The sequence below is a fragment of the Candidatus Eisenbacteria bacterium genome (genome assembly GCA_035712145.1).
In the GTDB taxonomy this organism is placed as follows: Bacteria; Eisenbacteria; RBG-16-71-46; order RBG-16-71-46; family RBG-16-71-46; genus DASTBI01.
In genome coordinates, this window is record DASTBI010000096.1 from 42746 (window position 1) to 59930 (window position 17185).

At 67.4% G+C, this 17185-nt stretch carries 13 protein-coding genes; 6 read left to right on the top strand and 7 right to left on the bottom strand.

Annotation, left to right across the window (positions count from 1 at the left end; translation table 11 throughout):
* Window positions 1-47 precede the first annotated feature (47 nt).
* Complete coding sequence (locus VFQ05_05990; GenBank protein HET9326301.1) at window positions 48-2729, top strand: pre-peptidase C-terminal domain-containing protein; 2682 nt, start codon at window positions 48-50, stop codon at window positions 2727-2729.
* 13 nt (window positions 2730-2742) lie between these two features.
* Entirely contained in the window at window positions 2743-4569 is a 1827-nt protein-coding gene (locus VFQ05_05995) for a M14 family metallopeptidase (GenBank protein HET9326302.1), read from the top strand.
* A 13-nt stretch (window positions 4570-4582) separates the two neighbouring features.
* Here VFQ05_05995 and VFQ05_06000 read toward each other — a convergent pair whose 3' ends face one another.
* The gene (locus tag VFQ05_06000) at window positions 4583-5116 is read right to left on the bottom strand and encodes a thermonuclease family protein (GenBank protein ID HET9326303.1); all 534 of its coding nucleotides are present in this window, start codon (window positions 5114-5116) and stop codon (window positions 4583-4585) included.
* A 235-nt stretch (window positions 5117-5351) separates the two neighbouring features.
* Between VFQ05_06000 and VFQ05_06005 the strand changes: the two genes are divergently transcribed.
* A complete protein-coding gene (locus tag VFQ05_06005) occupies window positions 5352-5924 on the top strand; it encodes a hypothetical protein (GenBank protein HET9326304.1) in 573 nt (190 codons plus the stop codon).
* A gap of 39 nt (window positions 5925-5963) precedes the next feature.
* Here the strand turns inward: VFQ05_06005 and VFQ05_06010 are convergent, their stop codons facing one another.
* Entirely contained in the window at window positions 5964-7034 is a 1071-nt protein-coding gene (locus VFQ05_06010; protein HET9326305.1) for an AIR synthase family protein, read from the bottom strand.
* A 152-nt stretch (window positions 7035-7186) separates the two neighbouring features.
* On the opposite strand from VFQ05_06010, the gene VFQ05_06015 reads away from it, so the two are divergent.
* A complete protein-coding gene (locus VFQ05_06015; protein HET9326306.1) occupies window positions 7187-8032 on the top strand; it encodes a DUF4382 domain-containing protein in 846 nt (281 codons plus the stop codon).
* Window positions 8033-8210: 178 nt separating this feature from the next.
* Window positions 8211-9047, top strand: a complete 837-nt coding sequence (locus tag VFQ05_06020; GenBank protein HET9326307.1) for a DUF4382 domain-containing protein — start codon at window positions 8211-8213, stop codon at window positions 9045-9047.
* 56 nt (window positions 9048-9103) lie between these two features.
* On the opposite strand, the gene VFQ05_06025 is transcribed toward VFQ05_06020, so the two are convergent.
* The 3 genes from VFQ05_06025 to VFQ05_06035 all read right to left on the bottom strand — a co-directional run bounded on the left by VFQ05_06025 (window position 9104) and on the right by VFQ05_06035 (window position 14322).
* Window positions 9104-9889, bottom strand: a complete 786-nt coding sequence (locus VFQ05_06025) for a VOC family protein (GenBank protein ID HET9326308.1) — start codon at window positions 9887-9889, stop codon at window positions 9104-9106.
* Window positions 9890-9967: 78 nt separating this feature from the next.
* On the bottom strand, window positions 9968-11317 hold the full coding sequence (locus VFQ05_06030) for an amidohydrolase family protein (GenBank protein ID HET9326309.1): 1350 nt from the start codon (window positions 11315-11317) through the stop codon (window positions 9968-9970).
* A complete protein-coding gene (locus tag VFQ05_06035) occupies window positions 11314-14322 on the bottom strand; it encodes an amidohydrolase family protein (protein HET9326310.1) in 3009 nt (1002 codons plus the stop codon). Before VFQ05_06035 ends, VFQ05_06030 begins: the two co-directional genes overlap by 4 nt.
* A 467-nt stretch (window positions 14323-14789) precedes the next feature.
* On the opposite strand from VFQ05_06035, the gene VFQ05_06040 reads away from it, so the two are divergent.
* Complete coding sequence (locus VFQ05_06040; protein ID HET9326311.1) at window positions 14790-15239, top strand: hypothetical protein; 450 nt, start codon at window positions 14790-14792, stop codon at window positions 15237-15239.
* A 66-nt stretch (window positions 15240-15305) separates the two neighbouring features.
* Here VFQ05_06040 and VFQ05_06045 read toward each other — a convergent pair whose 3' ends face one another.
* Together VFQ05_06045 and VFQ05_06050 are read right to left on the bottom strand one after the other, a co-directional pair.
* Window positions 15306-15866, bottom strand: coding sequence for a hypothetical protein (locus tag VFQ05_06045; GenBank protein HET9326312.1), 561 nt, complete (start codon window positions 15864-15866; stop codon window positions 15306-15308).
* Window positions 15867-15928: 62 nt separating this feature from the next.
* Window positions 15929-17152: a cation:proton antiporter gene (locus tag VFQ05_06050; protein ID HET9326313.1), complete on the bottom strand. Its 1224-nt coding sequence runs from the start codon at window positions 17150-17152 to the stop codon at window positions 15929-15931.
* Between the last annotated feature and the right edge of the window lie 33 nt (window positions 17153-17185).

The following is a 17185-nucleotide window of genomic DNA, read 5'->3' on the forward strand; positions in this document are numbered from 1 at the left end:
CCTCTCGCCCAACCGACCCGGCTTCCCTACCCCGAAAGGACGCCTTCATGCCTCGCTGGTTCCATCGCCATGCCCTCTCTCTGGCCCTCGTGATTCTCATGACCGGGGGGGCATCGGCCGAAGTCGATGAGAACCAGCTCCAGCAGTACAAGCGGCTGCAGCGGCACATTCTTCTGAGCGAGCCCGCCGAGAAGGTGGAGAAGATCGAGCGACGCCGGGAGCAATACCGCGAGATGAAGCGCCAGGCGAAGAAAGGCGGCAAGGCGAATCGGAAGGCCGCGGCCGAGCGCTCGGAGAACGCCACGGCAGGTCAGCGTGGCAAGCCCTTCCGGCCGCCGACCGATCTCCAGCTGGGCTCGCGTCTCGCCCCCAAGAGTGGCGAGTCCACGCGCTCCCGGTTGTCCGCGATCACGGCGCCGCCCAACCGGCTGATGAACGACCGCAACGGCGAGCCGGTCGGCTCCTGCCAGTCGGAAGTCTCGATCGCCGCGCACGACAGCAATATCGTCGCCGCCTGGAACGACGGCATCGGCATCTATCCCATACCCGCCGAAGACACTCAGGGGTTCGGCTATTCGACCGACGGCGGACTGACGTGGATCGACGGCGGAGCCGTGCCGAATGACGGCAGCTTCCTTTGGAGCAGCGACCCGGTCGTCGTGGTGAACGAGAAGACCGGTGTCTTCCATTACTGCGGACTCATCGACAACCCGAACACCAACGTGAACGGCATCGCGATCGTGCGCGGCACCTTCTCGGGCTCGACCTTCACCTGGGATCCGCCGGTGGTGGTGCGCACGTTCCCCAACGGCTCGAATCTCATCGACAAGCAATGGCTGGCGGTCGATTCGCTGAGCGGCAATCTGTACATGACGTACTCGAACTTCGTATTGACGGGCGGTGTCCCGACGTCCAACTCGATCCAGTTCACTCGCTCGACCAACGGCGGCGCGACCTGGAGCAATCCCGTCACGCTCTCGGCGGGCGTCGACGCGAGCCTGGTGCAGGGCTCGCGACCGTGCGTGGGGCCTGATGGGGAGCTCTACACGGTGTGGCACGCGATCGGGCAGCCCATCAATAGTCCCTTTGGCCGCGATTTCTTCCGCGTCCGCAAGTCGACGGATGGCGGCGCTTCGTTCGGCGCCCAGGTGACCGCCGACAGCATCTTCTCCAACTTCTCGAACGGCGCTCCAGGATTCAACCGAGGAATCGGCATCACCTTCCCGGCGATCGCGGTGGATCGCACCAACGGCCCGGATCGCGGGCGCGTGTACCTCAGCTGGAACGAGTCGCTCAATTTCTTCAACGATCCGCTGCCGGCCCCCGGTCAGGACCCGGCGCGTCGCGAGGTCGAGCCCAACGACGCGGAGCCCTTCATCACCGGATCCTCTCCCACGCCGTTCACCCCCGGCGAGATCCTCCGTGGCGTGATCTCACGCCCCAGCTCGGGCGGCACGAGCCGTGGCGACTGGGATTACTGGCGCTGGAACGGCAATCAGGGGCAGACCGTCATCTTCTATCTCGACTCGCTCTCGGCGAGCCTCGATGCATCCTTCCGGATCTTCTGCACCGATGGATCGACCAACCTCGCCTTCAGTCAGAACGGAACCGGCGGACCGGCGCTGCTGGTGTTCACCGCCCCCACGACCGGCGTGTATTACATCCGCGTCGCCTCGTATCAGGGCGCTTCGGTCGGTGGGTACCGGATCCTGACCACCACGAACTTCCCGCAGAACGATCGCGCGCGCGATCATCGCGACATCTTCTCCAAGTCATCCACCAATGGCGCCACGTGGGGGCCCACGAGGCGCGTCAACGACAGTCCGGGGTATTTCGACGACTGGCTGCCGGAGGTGACGGTCGACGGGGCCGGACGGGTCTTCATCGCCAACTACGACTGGCGTGACGCCACGAACATCTGCGGCGGCGGATCGAACATCTATCTCTACCGTTCGGACGACGGCGGCGACAACTGGATCCCCGGCACGCGCATGACCGACGTCACCACCAACTGGACGCTGACCTACAGCACGCTGATGCCGAACCAGGGCGACTACATTGGGCTGACGGCGGTGGACTCGGTGATCTTCCTCGCCTGGGCCGACGGCCGGGACGCCGATCCGAACGACCAGCTGGTCGACCCGGATCCCGACGTCTACATGACCTCGACCACGCTGAGCTGTCAGTCGGCGCCGGTGGCGCTGGTGAGTGCGGTCCAGCTGAGCGACACCGTCGTGGTGACCTGGTCCGCGCCTCAGGGTTTCCAGGCAACGCTCTCGCGCCGCGTCGACACCGGCGCCTTCGTCGATATCGGGCCAGTCACCGCCGACGCCAACGACCAGATCGTCTACGTCGACAGCGGCATCGCGCAGGGCCATACCTACACCTACCGGCTCGAGGTCCAGGGCTTCTGCCAGGTCTTCGCGGGAACGGCGTCGGTCCTGGTCCCGGGACCCCCGGCGATGCCGTTCGGCATCACGCTGATCCGACCGAATCCCAGCCGACACGACGTCATCGTCGAGCTTCAGAGGCGTGGAACGGCGCCGGCCTACCTCGAGCTGCTCGACGTCACCGGCCGCCAGATCAACAAGGTCCAGGTCCCCTGTCCGGCGGGTCTCTACTGCGCCGTCAACATCACCCTCGGCCTCACCGTCAAGCCAGGGATGTACTTCGTCCGGCTGAGCGAGGGATCCGACGAGTCGGTGAAGCGGGTGAGCATCTTCCCGTGAGGCGCTCCACCGTGTGAGCCGGTCGCGATTTCGACTCCGCCACACCGCAACCGCCACCTTGCTTGCTGCCGCGTGGCTGCTTTCCCCTTCGCCGTCGCGGACGCAGGGCACGAGCGACTGGCAGACGCACGCCGAGCGCACGCAATTCCGCGAGACCGGCGATTATGCCGAGGCGATCGACTTCTGCCGGCGCCTCGAGCGCGCTTCGCCATGGGTGAAGCTCGTCACCTACGGCACGAGCGGGCAGGGGCGCGCGCTGCCTCTGCTCGTGGTCTCGAAGGATCGCGCCTTCACGCCCGAGGCGGCGCGCCGCGTGGGCAAGCCGATCATCCTCGTGCAGAACGGCATCCACTCCGGGGAGATCGAGGGCAAGGACGCCAGCCTGGCGCTGATCCGCGACATCGCGGTCACCCGGTCACGGGCCGCCCTGCTCGACCATGCCACGCTGCTCGTGCTGCCGATCTTCTCGGTCGATGCCCACGAGCGCCGGAGCCGCTTCAACCGGATCAACCAGAACGGGCCCGAGCAGATGGGATGGCGCTCGACGCCGATCGGCCTCAACCTGAATCGCGATTACCTCAAGGCCGAGGCGCCGGAGATGAAAGCCATGCTCGGCCAGGTGTTCACCCGGTGGTGGCCGCACCTGCTGGTCGACAATCACACCACCGACGGCGCCGACTATCGCTACGACCTGACGTACGGCATCGATCGCGGACCCTCGGTGCCGCAGGCGGTGCAGCGCTGGACGGAAGAGGCGCTGGTCGGCCGCGTGATGCCGAACCTGGAGGCGATGGGGCACGTGGTCGCTCCGTATCTCGGCTTCCGGCGCTGGCACGATCCACGGAGCGGCATCGACCTGGGCTCGTCGCCGCCGCGCTTCTCGACGGGCTACGCCAGCATCCAGTGCCGCCCCGGTCTCCTGGTCGAGACGCACATGCTCAAGTCCTACGAGTCGCGGGTGAAGGCCACCTACGACCTCATGGTGGCGCTGCTCACGGAGGTGAATGCGCACCCGGAAGCATTGAGAAACGCGGTCGCCACCGCGGAGGCGCAAGTGTTGGCGCGAGGCCGTGAGCTGGATCCCGCGCGGCGCGCCGTGGTGTTGCGCTCGCTGCCGAGCGGCAAGGCCGAAACGATGCCGTACCGCGGCATCGAGGCCCGGGAGACGTGGAGCGAAATCGCCGCCGCGCCGGTCCCTCGCTTCACGGGGGCGCCCTGGGACACGGTGATTCCGGTCTACCGCGAACAGATCCCGGCGCTGTCGATCACCCAGCCCGCCGGTTACCTGGTGCCGCGCGAGTGGACGATCGTCGCCGAGAAGCTCGACCTCCACGGCGTGCGCTACCGGCGCTTCGCCAAGGCCTGGGTGGACTCGGTGGAGCTGCAGCAGGTCCTCGAGTGGAACGCCGAGCGCCTGAGCGAGGGACATCGTCCGATCGCCGTCAGCCGGGTCGCGCTGCGAAAGGCGCAGCGGACATTCCGGGAAGGCGATCTCTGGATCCCTCTGAATCAGCGCGGCGCGCTGGTGGCGATGCATCTGCTCGAAGCCCAGGCGCCGGACGGCCTCATGCGATGGAACGCGTTCGACACGGTCTTCGAGCGCAAGGAGTTCGCCGAGCGCTACGTCATGGAGCCGCTGGCGCGACGAATGATGGAGAAGGACCCGGCGCTCGCCGATTCCTTCCGCGCGCAGGTGAAGCGGGATTCGGTGTTCGCGCGCGACCCGGATGCGCGGCTCGACTACTTCTTTCGCCGATCACCGTGGGCCGATCCGGATCAGGACGTCCACCCGGCCTCGCGCGCGCTGCGCACGCCGCCCGAGAGCGTGCTGAAGAAGTAGAAGCGCCTTCCGGTCAGCGCCCCCGGCGAGCGCGCGACGCCTGCCGGACCTCCTCGGCCTCGCGCGGAAAGCCATTGTCGCCGTAGCGGGACACGGTCTCGCTCGCCACACCGGCGCGCAGAGCGAGCGCCGAATAGTTTCGGCCGTCGAGAAAGAAGTAGCCGAGCGTTCGACCGTAGCGGTCCAGCGTGGCGGCTCGCAGGAGCTCCACGTCGCGCGCCATCGCGAAGGCGCCGCGCGCGAACCCGCGAGCCTCGACCCCGGCCACGTTGAAGCCGCGAGGCGCCGCGGGTCTGCGTGCCCGCGCGCCGCGCACGAACAGCTCGGGCGTGTCGATCCCCAGCACGCGGACCGTCTCCTTCTCGGCCTGGCTCCACGAGATCTCCGCCGTGTCCCCGTCCATGATCCGAATGCGCCCCTCGTCCACGCGCTGGCGAACGCCATGAGGACGCGAGGCCGCTCGGGCGACCTCTGGAGTCGTCTCGGAACGACCGATGGGCGCGAACAGCGACGTCGCGCACAGGGCCAGCGCCGTGAAACGGACCATCCGTGCCGCATGAGTGGCGCCGTGACGCGGCGCTGGAGCCCTTTCGAGGGCCATCTCCCGGTCTCGACGAATCATGGGTCCGTTTGTACACCCGGCCGCGAAGCCGTGGCAAAAGGGGCAGCTCGACCACCGTCACGGCACGTAACCCTTTACAGACAAAGCCTCCCCGCCTCGGCACGGCCCTTGTTAGGTAGCACCGGCAACGGATCACTCATAACAGCCACGGAGGTCAGCCATGATGCATCATCGAGTCGTATTGCGATTGCTGGATCGCGCCCTGATCGGCGCGCTCCTGCTGCTCGCCCTCCTGCTGCTGGGGGTGAATGCCGCCCGCGCCGCGGGCCAGATCGTGCCTTCGATCGGTCTCACCAAAGCCGTGAACGGCGATGACGAAACCCAAATTTCCGGGGGTCTTGCCGTGCGCGGGACGATCCTGCCGCTCCTCATGGGCGAGATCGGCGCCTCGTACCGCAACGACGAGTTCTTCGGCGGCGCTCTCGACGTGCGCCAGTGGCCGGTGACCGCGTCGCTCTACGTCACCCCCATTCCTTCGATCTACGCGGGCGGCGGCGTGGGCTGGTACCACACGACGTTCGACTACGAGGAAGAGACCGGCATTCCGAATTCGACGTCCGAGGAGTTCGGCGTCCACCTCGGCGGCGGTCTTCAGATTCCGCTCATGTCCGTGGCCGCGCTCGATCTGGGCGGACGCTACGTCTTCATGCAGGACCAGGAAGCCCGGCTGGTGCCAGAGACGTTCGATCCGGACTTCTGGACCACCTCGCTCGGTATCGCGATCAAGTTCTAGAGAGAAGCGGAGCGGCGGGGCTTCCAGAGGCCCCGCCGTTCATTTCCAACCTTCGCGCACGGCGCGGCCGTAGGCCGCCCAGTAGGGATCGGATTCGGGAATGCTCAACGGCCTAACACCACCGTCGAACTCCGTCAGCCAGAGCTTCCCGCCCTTGCCGATCACTTCCCCGATATCGGCGACGACGATCCCCGCTTCCGAGAGCGAAGCCAGCGCATCCGCAACATGCGCCGGCCGCACCGTCGCCAGAAGCGTTCCTTCCGAGAGCGTCCAGTACGGATCGATGCCGAAGACTTCGCACGCCGCGCGGGCCTCCTGCGACAGCGGAATCTTCGACTTCTCGACACGCAGCTCGTTGCCCGAAGCCCTGGCGAGCTCCACGAGACCGCCCAGGACGCCGCCTTCGGTGGCGTCATGAAGGCACGTCACGCCGCGGTCGCGAACGCCGACATGGATCAGTGCGCGGCAGTCCTCCACCACGCTGACCTGTTCGAGGAGGCCGCGCGCCCGCTCGAGGCCGGCTTCGTCCAGGACCGCTGCGAGCCGTTCTGGAAACAGGCGCGCCGCGATCGCCGTAGCCTCGATCGCGCAGCCTTTGGTCACGAGGATGCGATCACCGGTCTGGACGAAGGCCGGCGACAGGTAGCGGCCCTCGTCACCCAGGCCGATCAGCGTGCCGGCGCCCACGATGGTGAGGCCGCAGCCTTCGTAACGCCCGGTGTGCCCCGCGACCACCGCCACCTCGAGCCGCCGCCACTCCGCGTGCATGGCCTCGAGATAGGCGCCGATCGTGGGGTCGGGCAGATCAGGCGGGAAGTGAAAGCTGCAGGTCGCGAACGCCGGGGGAATGCCGCTGGCCCAGGCGTCGGAAGCGAGCAACCGGCAGGCAAGCCGGGCGGAATCCTCGGGTCCCAGCGCGGGCACCAGCGACAGCGGATCGGTGGTGATCGCCATCACGCGGCCGGCGCCGACACGAACGATGGCGCCGTCGTAGCCGGCGCGGGGACCGACCAGCACTTCGCCGCGCGAAGCTCCGAGATGCGGCGCGATCCAGCGGTCGAACGCTTCGGGTCCGATCTTGCCGAGCGAGACAGCGGAGCGGTCCGCCATGCGCGCAGTCTCGTCATTCGACCTGTTCCACACAAGTGTGCTCGAAACTCTCAGGGTCTCGAGGCAAACGCTCCCTTTTCCTTTTCAAGCCTCTCAGTCGTCGCCGGTCTTCGTGCCGGTTCTCATCCGCCATTCGGGAGAGGAGTCCTTCCGTGAATACGAAGCGCTTCCTTGCGGTTCTGGCAGCCCTGGTCGCCATGGCCGGGCTTGCCGGTTGTTCGGACAACGATGATGACGGCGTCGGGCCGACCACCGGACGCCTGCAAGTCCAGCTCACTGACGCGGCCACGGTGCTCGAGGAGGTCAACATCGTCGTGACCGAGATCGCGGTCCACCGATCGGGCTCCGACACCACCTCCTGGGAGGTGATTCGAGACGACAGCACCACGGTCGACGTGCTGACGCTGCAAAACGGCGTCATCCGTCAGCTGGCGGTGGCGAACGTCCCTTCGGGACGCTATACGCAGATCCGACTGAAGGTCGGAGCCGGCTCCACGGTGGTGGACGATGGCGTGACCCACCCGCTCGTCATTCCGAGTGGATTCACGAGCGGCATCAAGATCCTCGGCAACTTCGACGTGCCGGCGGGCGGCACCTCCGATCTGACCCTCGACTTCGACGCCCGTCGCTCGGTGCACATGACGGGGGCCGGCGTCTACATGCTGCGGCCGGTCATCCGGATGGTCGTGAATCGCGCGACGACCGCGGGCACGATCATTGGACGCCTGCAGCCGGACAGCACCGCCGCCTATGTCTACGCCATCCGCTCCGGGACGGACACCGTTCAGACCGCGCGGGCGGCTCTGAGCGGACAGTTCATCCTGAGCACGCTGCCGGTCGGGACCTACACGGTCGCCATCGATCCGGACACTGCCTACCGCGACACGGTGCGTACGAGCGTGAACGTCACGGCCGGAGCGACGACCAATGTGGGAGACATCGTGCTCACGCACGAGCCGGTGGCAGCTCCCGTGGTGGCCACGCGACGCCGGCACTGAGCGGGTCTGGCTCTGGGAAGCAAGAGGCTCTGGGGGATTTCCCCCAGGGCCTCTTTGCGCTGCGAAATGTGATGTCGCGCCCCCGTTCCTGTCCTATCATCTTCATCGCCTCTCGACGGGTTGCCGGCAGGATGCCGGTTTCGCGCATCTGTGCCACCAACATCTCGGGAGATTCATCGTGCACATCGAACGCTTCATCCCCCGGCTCGCGGCGCTCTTTCTCCTCCTGGCGCTCGCGAGTTGCTCCAGCGATCCCACGGCCGGCAAGCTCGGCCACGTCACCGTCCAGCTCACCGACGCCCCGGGCGATTACGAGCAGGTCAATCTCGTCGTGACCGGAGTGTCCATTCATCGAGGCGATGAAGAGGACAGCGGCGGCTGGGAGTCTTTGACTCTCGACTCCACCACGGTCTACGACCTGCTCGAGCTGCGAAACGGCGTCTTTGCCCAGCTCGCGGAAGGTGACGTTCCCGCCGGGCATTACACGCAGATCCGGCTGCATCTCGGCGCGGGCTCGAACGTGGTGATCGACGGGACCACGCATGCGCTCACGGTCCCGAGCGGCATGCAGAGCGGTTACAAGCTGGTCGGCGAGTTCGACGTCCCGGCCGGCGGCGGAGTCGAGCTGACCCTCGACTTCGATGCCGCGCGCTCGATCCATCGCACCGGCAATGGCCGCTACATGCTGAGACCCACGGTGCGTGTGATCGTCAATCAGGTCGCCACCACCGGCAACATCATCGGTCACCTGCTGCCGGAAGGCGTCGACGCGACCATCTACGCCGTCTCCGGACCCGATACGGTGCAGACCACGGTGGCGGGAGCGGACGGGCGCTTCGACCTGGCCGCGCTGCTGCCCGGCAGCTACTCGGTGGCCATTCATCCCGAAGCGGCGTACCGCGACACCACGCTCACCGACGTGGCGGTCTCCGCGGGCGCTACCACGGACGTCGGCGATGTCGAGCTGACCCCGGTCGCCACGGGAACCGCGGGGATGGCCGGCAGTCTGAGATAGAGCATGCGAAAGGCCCCGGGCGCTCGCCCGGGGCCTTCGTGCGTAAGGAAGAGCGGCTACTTCTTCTCGGGACCGAAGATCCCGAACGCGGCGCCCTGCACATCCTTGAGGATCGCGAATCGGCCCATGTCGGGAATGTTGGTGGGCGGGACCAGGGCCGAAGCGCCCAGCTCCTGCGCCTTCGCGAACTTCGCGTCGGTGTCGTCGACCATGAAGTAGCTGAGCCAGTGCGGCGGCACCGGTCCCATCTCCGGCTGGATCTGCATCATCCCTCCGGCGCTCGCGTCGCCGCGCTTGAAGATGGTGTAAGGCGGAGAGTCGGGCATGTTCATCGACTCCGGCTTCCAGGGCAGTAGCTTGCTGTAGAAGTCTCCTGCCTTGGCGGCGTCCTTGGTCATGAGCTCGGTCCAGCACAGCGAGTTGGGCTCGTCGATCTTGCCGACGCCGATGTTCTTCTTCGGCTCCCAGAGATTGAACACCGCACCGGTGGGATCCTGGAGGATCGCCATCCGCCCGTGCTCCATGACGTCAAAAGGCTCCATGATGGCGGTGCCGCCGAGCTCCTTGGCCTTGGCGGCGGAGCGGTCCGCGCTCTCCACCGACACGTAGGCGTTCCAGTGCGGGGGTCCGAGCCCTCTTTCCTCGTCGCGCATCGTGTACAGCGCGGCGACGTCCGCGCCGTCCGACTGGAAGATGGTGTAGACGCCCTGCGGGCCCATGTCGGTGTCGTTGAATGTCCAGCCGAAGAGTCCGGTGTAGAACTTCTTGGCTGCGCCCTGATCGATCGTCGCCAGCTCGGGCCAGCAGAAGGTCCCCGGAGCATGCTGTGTCACGGTCGCCATGTTTTCAGCTCTCCTTCCCGAAGAGAGCGTCCCTGCAGTCCCAGCCCCCGTTCCCTGGCGGCCGTTCCTCCCGGTCAATCAACGCATCGATGTCGTCTGGCTGGGTTTCGGTCTTGACTTGGCTCCGCGCGGACGCCCGTCGTACTTCTGGAAGAGCCGCGTCTGCCGGTTCTCCATCGAGACGGCCTTGCCCGCGATATACACCTGCTGGACGCGGGTCGTGACCTCGAGCGGGTCGCCGTCGCCGAGCACCAGGTCCGCGACCTTGCCGGGCTCGATCGAGCCGATCCTGTCGGCCACGCCGAAGATCTGCGCGGGATACAGGGTGACCGCCTTGAGCGCTTCCTCGCGAGGCAGACCGTAAGCCGCCGCGTACGCGGCTTCGTAAGGCAGGTTGCGGACCGCCGAGGCGTTGCCGCTGCCGCCGCCGTCCGAGATGCAATAGCGCACGCCGGCCTGGAAGAGCCGCGCGGCCTGCGCCATCCCCTGGTCGTAGGGCTCGTAGCTGCGCCGCGGAAGCTCCTGGGACGGCCCCAGCACCACCGCCACGCCGCGCTTCTTGAGCTCGGCCGCGACGCGCCACGCGTCGTAGCCGTCGGCGATCACCAGGTTCTTGAGCCCCTGCTCGTCCGCGAACTTCAGGGATGCCTGGATCTGGCTGAGCGTGGATGCATGGAAGACCACCGGGATCTCCCCGCGCAGCGCCTTGCCCATGGCTTCCCACTTCACGTCCTGGTCGTGCCGAGGGACGCCGCTCTTCCCCTGCGCCGAGCGCGCCTTCCAGTACGCGCGCGCGTCGTCGAACGCGTGCTGGACCGCCTTGATGGCCTGCTCGCGCTCCTTCTTCTGATCCTCTTCCGAGCGGGTCTCGAAGACCGAGCGGTTGATTCCCATCGCCGGCCAGCGCACGTGGAGCGCCACCGGCGCCTTGATCGTCATGTCCTCGCGCGTCCAACCGTCGAGATGGATGAGCGCCGAGGCGCCGCTGATGCCGCCTTTGGTCGGATCGGTGCCCGGCACGACCAGCGCGCTGGTCACGCCGTTGAAGCGCGCCACCGGCAGCAGCTCGCTATCGGGGTTGATCTCGACGTCCGCACGCACGTTGGGATTGATGGAGCCGGTCTCCGTCGCGTCCATGGTGCCGCGCACGCTGCTGATCTCGACCAGGCCGAGCGCCGTCCAGGGCGCCACGAATCCGGGCCACAGGTGCTTGCCCGCGCAGTCGACGACCGTGGCGCCGGCGGGAACCGCAGCGGCGCCGACCGACGCGATGCGGCCGTTCTCGACCACCACCGTGGCTTTCTCCATCGCTGGACCATTGGCCGTGTGGACGGTGGCGTTGACGAACGCCGTCGTCTCGGCGCGGGCGGCAGCCGCAGCGACCACGCCCACGATCATCAGGCTCTTCACGACTCTGGCGCCGCTCATCGTCCCGCCTCCTGACCTTCGCGGCGCATCCGCGCTTCGGTCTCCGACATGAACGGCTGCTCGTTCCCCTGGCAGCCGCTGCCCGAGAGATTGGCGTCATCGAGATAGCGTGGCGGCCAGCGGCGAGCGCTCCCGCCTCCCGCCTCCTTGTCCGCGCTCCTTGCCATCGCGACCAGCTGCGCGCGCTCCTGGGCCAGCGCTCCGCGGCCGGCGAGATCGGCCTGGCGGTCGAAGTACTTGCGGCCTTCGATCCAGGTCTGCTCGCAGGCCGAGTACGGGGAGAGCGGACTGCCGCTCCAGACCGCGAAGTCGGCGTCTTTCCCGACCTCGAGCGAGCCGACCCGCTGGTCGACCTCGAGCGATTTCGCCGGGTTCAGGGTCACGAACTTGATCGCCTCCTCTTCCGGCACACCGCCGTACTTGACCGCCTTGGCCGCCTCGGTGTTGAGCCGGCGCGCCAGCTCGGAGTCATCCGAGTTGAAGCCGACATTCACCCCGCGATCCCACAGGAGATAGCCATTCCAGGGAATGCCGTCCATGACCTCGTACTTGTAGGCCCACCAGTCGGTGAATCCCATCGCTGAAGCCCCGTGGGCGGCGATCTCGTCGGCGACCTTGTAGGCCTCCTGCATGTGCGTGAGCGTGTTGACCCGGAAGCCGAAGCTCTCGGCGAGCCGCAGGAGCATCAGCATCTCGTCCTGCCGATACGAGTGGCAGTGGATCAGCCGCTTGCCTTCGATGATCTCCTGCACCGCCTCCAGCTGAAGATCCCGGCGCGGCGGAAGCTTCCTCTTGCCCTGCTTGTATTCCGCCATCGCCGAGCGATAGTCCTGCGCGCGCTGGAAGGCTTCGCGGATCACCTGCTCGACGCCCGCGCGGCTCTGCGGGTAGCGCCCGGTGGCTTCCGACCCCCAGTTCGACTGCTTGGGGTTCTCGCCGAGCGCGAACTTCACCGTCGGCGGCGCCTCGGCGAACACGAGCTGGTCGGGAGGGCTGCCCCACTTGTTCTTGATCACAGCGCACTGCCCGCCGATCGCGTTACACGATCCGTGGAGCAGGTGCATGATGGTCGTTCCGCCGGCGAGCTGGCGGTAGATGTTCGCGCTCTCGGAGTTGATCACGTCGCCGATGCGGACTTCGCAGGTGACGCTGTTGGTGCACTCGTTGACGTTGCCCAGGATCGCCGAATGGCTGTGCTCGTCGATGATGCCAGGCGCCACGTGCTTGCCGGTGCCGTCGATCACCACCGCGTTCGAAGGTGCGTTCAGGCCTTTGCCGACCGCCGCGATCTTGCCGCCGCGGACCAGCAGATCGGCGCCGCGCAGGATGCCTTGCGGCCCGGCGGTCCAGATGGTGGCGTTCTTCACCAGCACCGCCGCCGGCTGGGCGGGCGCCGGCATGCGCCAGGCTTCGGTGTTGCCCATCACCACCGGGGTCGCCACCGCTTCGGCCTTCTTGTCCTTCTTGCCGGCCTTGTCTTCGGCGCTGCGCACCCCCACCACGCGGTGCCCCTTCCCGGGATGAGACGGGGATGTGAGCGCTCCCTGGAGCACCTCGGCGCGCAGTCGGAGATCGAAGTCCTCGGAGGGCTGCGAGCCGCGCTGCACGGTGAACACCAGCCGATTGCCCTGGTGGCTCACGTCGCGTCCGGTGAGCGTGTCGGACCCGGCCACGAGCTTGACCGCGGTGTCGCGATCCGTGCCCACCATCAGCGTGTACCGCTGCTTGTCCACCTGGAGCGTCCAGTTGCCCTTGATGCTGTCGCTCGAAGCCCCCATGTCGTACGCGCGTCCGTCGACCCAGACCTCGACCACCTTGCTCTTCTTCGAGAACAGGTCGCCTCGAGTCACCGTGAGGTTGGCGATCTTGCCCGGCGCGATCGTGCCCGCGCGGTCCGCGAGCCCCAGCAGCTTGGCCGGCATCGTCGTCATCGCGGCCAGCGCGTCGGCGGGCTTCAAGCCGCGCTCGATCGCGGTCGTCACCTTGCCGCGAAACTTCTTCGGGTCGTCGAGGCCATGGGCGGTGAGCGCGAACGGCACGCCGGCCTTGACGAGGGTCGACAAGTTCTCGGGCGCGTAGTGCCAGTGACGCAGCTCCTCCGTGCTCGCCTCCAGCGCCGTGGCGGGATCGCTCACGTCGGGCGCGTCGGGGAATGACACCGGGACGATCACCGACATGCCGGTGGCCTTGATGTCGCGCACGCGCTTGTACTCATCCCCGCCGCCCAGCGCGATGGCGGTGATGCCGGCTTCACGCGCGATCGACGAAGCCCGCAGGATCTCGAGCATGTCGCTGGCGATGAAGAGCGCGGGCTGGCGACCGGCAACGAGCGGCTGCAGCGCCGCCCAGGACAGATTCTCGTCGGGACGCTCCTTGCCCTGCGGCGACTTGGCGTACAGGCTGCGGCTATCGCCGTACCATTTCGCGTCCATGAGCGTCTGGCGGATGAGGCTGATCGCTCCCATCAGCGAGCCCGGATAACCGTCGCGCGCGGCCTCGAGCGCCAGCACCTGGGACGCATCGGGCTTGACCACCACGTCGTTCGCGGACCCATCGCCCAGCCCGATCACCGCGGTCTGCCCGCGCACGATTCCGGCGCGAGGCGAGAGCTGCACCATGGTGAACCCCGCGGCCCGCAGCGCAGATCGCTGGTCTTCCGCGAAGGGCAGCAGCTCCACCGCCCGCGCTTCCGCTCGCACCACCGCGAGCTCGTGCGCCGCTCCGCGCGTCTCCGCGGGCGCCGCCTGACGGCGATTGCCGCTCGCGGCGCGCGGGCTCTCGTCGGGAACCAGGACGAACGGATCGATCAGCCCCGGATAGATCGTGAGGCTGTCGGCCTGCCAGACGCGGGCATCGGCGGGAACCGCGACGTCGGCGCCGACCGCGGTGATCACGCCGTCTCGCAACACGATGGTTCCGCGCTCGATCGTCTGACCCGGAGCGGTGACGATGCGCGCTCCCACGATCGCGTGGACGCGCGGCGTCGCCGCTCGGGCCGGAGCCATGCCTAGAGCCAGGACCAGGACCGCGAACGCGGTCGTCCAGGGTGCTCGAGAAAACCAGGGGGTAAGACGCATCGGTGACTCCTGTCCGGACAGCGAGTTCGAGTGAAGTGAAGAGCGGCATTATGCGCGCGGATTCCTGCCCCGCCAACGATTCGATGGACGAGCGCCCACCTCCGAAGGGCCGAATGCGGAGAGCGTTGGACCCCCGCGCGGCGCCACCGCGCCGCCCTCCCGCCGTGCCGAATGCAATCCGTCGAGGCGGTGCGCGCCCGCCGAGGTCCGCCCGCCACGCGCGGACCCCGGAATGCAGCCTGCACGGACTCCCTAATACGCTGCCCTGGAACGGCTTGGGATTGATCGAGAGAGGGACCTGCCGTGGCATGTGGCCTGCAGAAAGAACCGTGGACCGCGAGGACGCGGCCAGCGCGCGGGTCCATTCGCGCGCCCGAACGAGAAAGGAGATACCTGTGAAGCACAAGTATTCGCTTTTCCTGGCGCTCGGGCTGCTGGTCCCGTTCGCGGCGGAGGCCGGCACTTCGGTCGGGGTGAGCGTGAGCATCGGCAATGCCCCGCCGCCGCCGGTGGTGGTGGTCCGCGAGGAGCCTCGCATCGTGCTGGTCCCGAATACGTCGGTCTACGTGATCAACGACCAACGGGTCGGTTACGACAGCTTCCGGTACGGGGTCTACTGGTACGTCTACAACGACGGGTACTGGTACCGCGCTCGTCGCTGGGGCGGGCCCTATCGGGCCATCGAGGTTCGCTACGTGCCGCGGGCCATCATGGCGGTTCCGGCTCGGCACTGGCGTCGCCACCCCCACGGCGCCCCTCCGGGGCTCGTGAAGAAGCACCGCAATCGCCACGACGACCGCCAGGTGGTGGTCGTGAAGGAGAAGCGGGGACGGCACGGCAACTAAGGCGCCTTCCTCGATGAACACGGGCGACCGGAGCGATCCGGTCGCCCTTCTCGTTTGTGATCCGATCTACTTCTTGGTCTCGGCGGTCTTGACCTTGCCGCCCAGATCCGCGGCGTTGACGAACAGCGCGTGGTAGCCCTTGGTCTCCACTTCCATGCCGTTCAGCGTGACCGTCTTCGCCAGCAGCGGGATGAACACCGACTTGAGCTCGACCTCACCGTCGCGGCGGGGATGGTGCTCCTCGGCCATCACGATGTAGAGCTTCTCGTCGGAATCGACGATGCCGATCGGCTGATTGTTCTGCAGGCACTTGGTGCCGCACGCGACGTGCGCTTCCCCGCGCTTGCCGAGCTGCAAGTAGCACGAGACGTCCACCACTTCGCCGGTGACGCGCTTGGGCTTTCCGCTCTCCAGCACTTTCTTGTTGGCCTCGGCGGTCGCGGCTTCGTACGTCGTGGCCGTCCACTTCACGCTGTCGCTATGGCCGAGCACCGGCACCGTGGCCGGCGCGGTCGCCGCGGCGGGCTGCGCCTGAGTGGGTTTCTTCACTTGAGTGGTCTGGGCCAAGGCGATGGCCGTGGCGACAGCCAGCGTGGCCACGGCCAGAAGCCCAATTCGAATACGCATGACGTTCTCCTTACGAGTGGGATGGTGCGCGTGCACCGAGGATACAGGGCACTCCGGCGCTTTCAAGCGCCGGAGCTGGGCGGCTGGGGAAGCGGCGGCTTGCCGCGGCTCAGACGCCAGGTCAGCAGCGGCGGAGTCATGAGAGTCGTGAGGGCGACCATCACGACGACCGCCGAGTAGATCGCCTCGTTGATGACTCGCTCCCCCGCGATGGTCAGCGTGGCGCCGATGCTCGCGAAGATGAGCCCCACTTCGCCGCGTGGAATCATCCCGAGGCCGACCGCCAGTCGATCGGATCCCTTCTCGAGCACCCCGAGGGAGCAGGCTTGCTTGCCGAGGATCGCCACGAACGTCAGCACGGCCGAGAATCCGAGGATCTCGGCGCGGGCGAAGACGCTCAGGTCCACGCGCATGCCCATGAGCACGAAGAACACCGGGACCAGGAAGTTCGAGAGCGGAGGCAGCAAGACCTCCAGTCCGCGGCGTTCCGGGTCCTGCTGAAGCAGACGTTCGTAGTGTGATCTGTCCACGACCAGCCCGGCCGCGAAGGCGCCCACGATCGGCGCCAGGCCCGCCAGCGCGGCGAGATAGGAGAACCCGAAGCAGATGATCAGCGCGACCGTGAGCAGCAGCCCCTCGCCCCTCAGCTTCGCGGCGAATCGGAAGACGCGTGGCGAGAGCCACTGTCCGATCACCAGAGCGCCGGCCAGGAAGGCGGTGGCCTTGCCGAGGATCACGAGCACGGTGGTGGGAGCGAACGCCACCCCCCGGTTCACGGCCTCGATGATGCCCGCGACGACCGCGAGCACGAGCAGTCCCAGGACGTCGTCGATCACCGCGGCGCCGAGGATGATCCGGCCTTCGCGGCTGTCGGTCTGGCGGAGGTCGGCGAGGACGCGCGCCGTGATGCCGACGCTGGTGGCGCACAGGGTGGCGCCCACGAACCAGTCGGCGAGCAGGTCCTGCTCGGGAAAGAAGGCGCGGGTGACGCCGTAGCCGAGCACCATCGGGGCGATGACGCCGAGAACCGCGACCAGGGACGCAGACATGCCCACGGCGGCCATCCTGCGGATGTTGCTCTCGAGTCCGACCGCGAACAGCAGGAAGAGCACGCCGATCTGAGCCAGGATCTCGATCGCGGGCAGATCGCGAAGACGCTCGAAGCCGTGGAAGCCGAGCAGTCCGAGATTTCCGATCACGACGCCGGCGAGCAGCTCGCCGAGGACCGCCGACTGCCCGAAGCGGGTGAACAAAGCTCCGCCGAGCTTGGCGCTCACCAGGATCACGACCAATGCCGCCAATACCGGCAGCAGGTCGAC

Coding starts and splice junctions, on each gene's coding strand:
- VFQ05_05990 (HET9326301.1), top strand. CDS start 48: ATGCCTCGCTGGTTCCATCGCCATGCCCTCTCTCTGGCCCTCGTGATT.
- VFQ05_06030 (HET9326309.1), bottom strand. CDS start 11,317: ATGAGCGGCGCCAGAGTCGTGAAGAGCCTGATGATCGTGGGCGTGGTC.
- VFQ05_06000 (HET9326303.1), bottom strand. CDS start 5,116: ATGGTCCGTTTCACGGCGCTGGCCCTGTGCGCGACGTCGCTGTTCGCG.
- VFQ05_06035 (HET9326310.1), bottom strand. CDS start 14,322: ATGGCTCCGGCCCGAGCGGCGACGCCGCGCGTCCACGCGATCGTGGGA.
- VFQ05_06005 (HET9326304.1), top strand. CDS start 5,352: ATGATGCATCATCGAGTCGTATTGCGATTGCTGGATCGCGCCCTGATC.
- VFQ05_06010 (HET9326305.1), bottom strand. CDS start 7,034: ATGGCGGACCGCTCCGCTGTCTCGCTCGGCAAGATCGGACCCGAAGCG.
- VFQ05_06045 (HET9326312.1), bottom strand. CDS start 15,866: ATGCGTATTCGAATTGGGCTTCTGGCCGTGGCCACGCTGGCTGTCGCC.
- VFQ05_06025 (HET9326308.1), bottom strand. CDS start 9,889: ATGGCGACCGTGACACAGCATGCTCCGGGGACCTTCTGCTGGCCCGAG.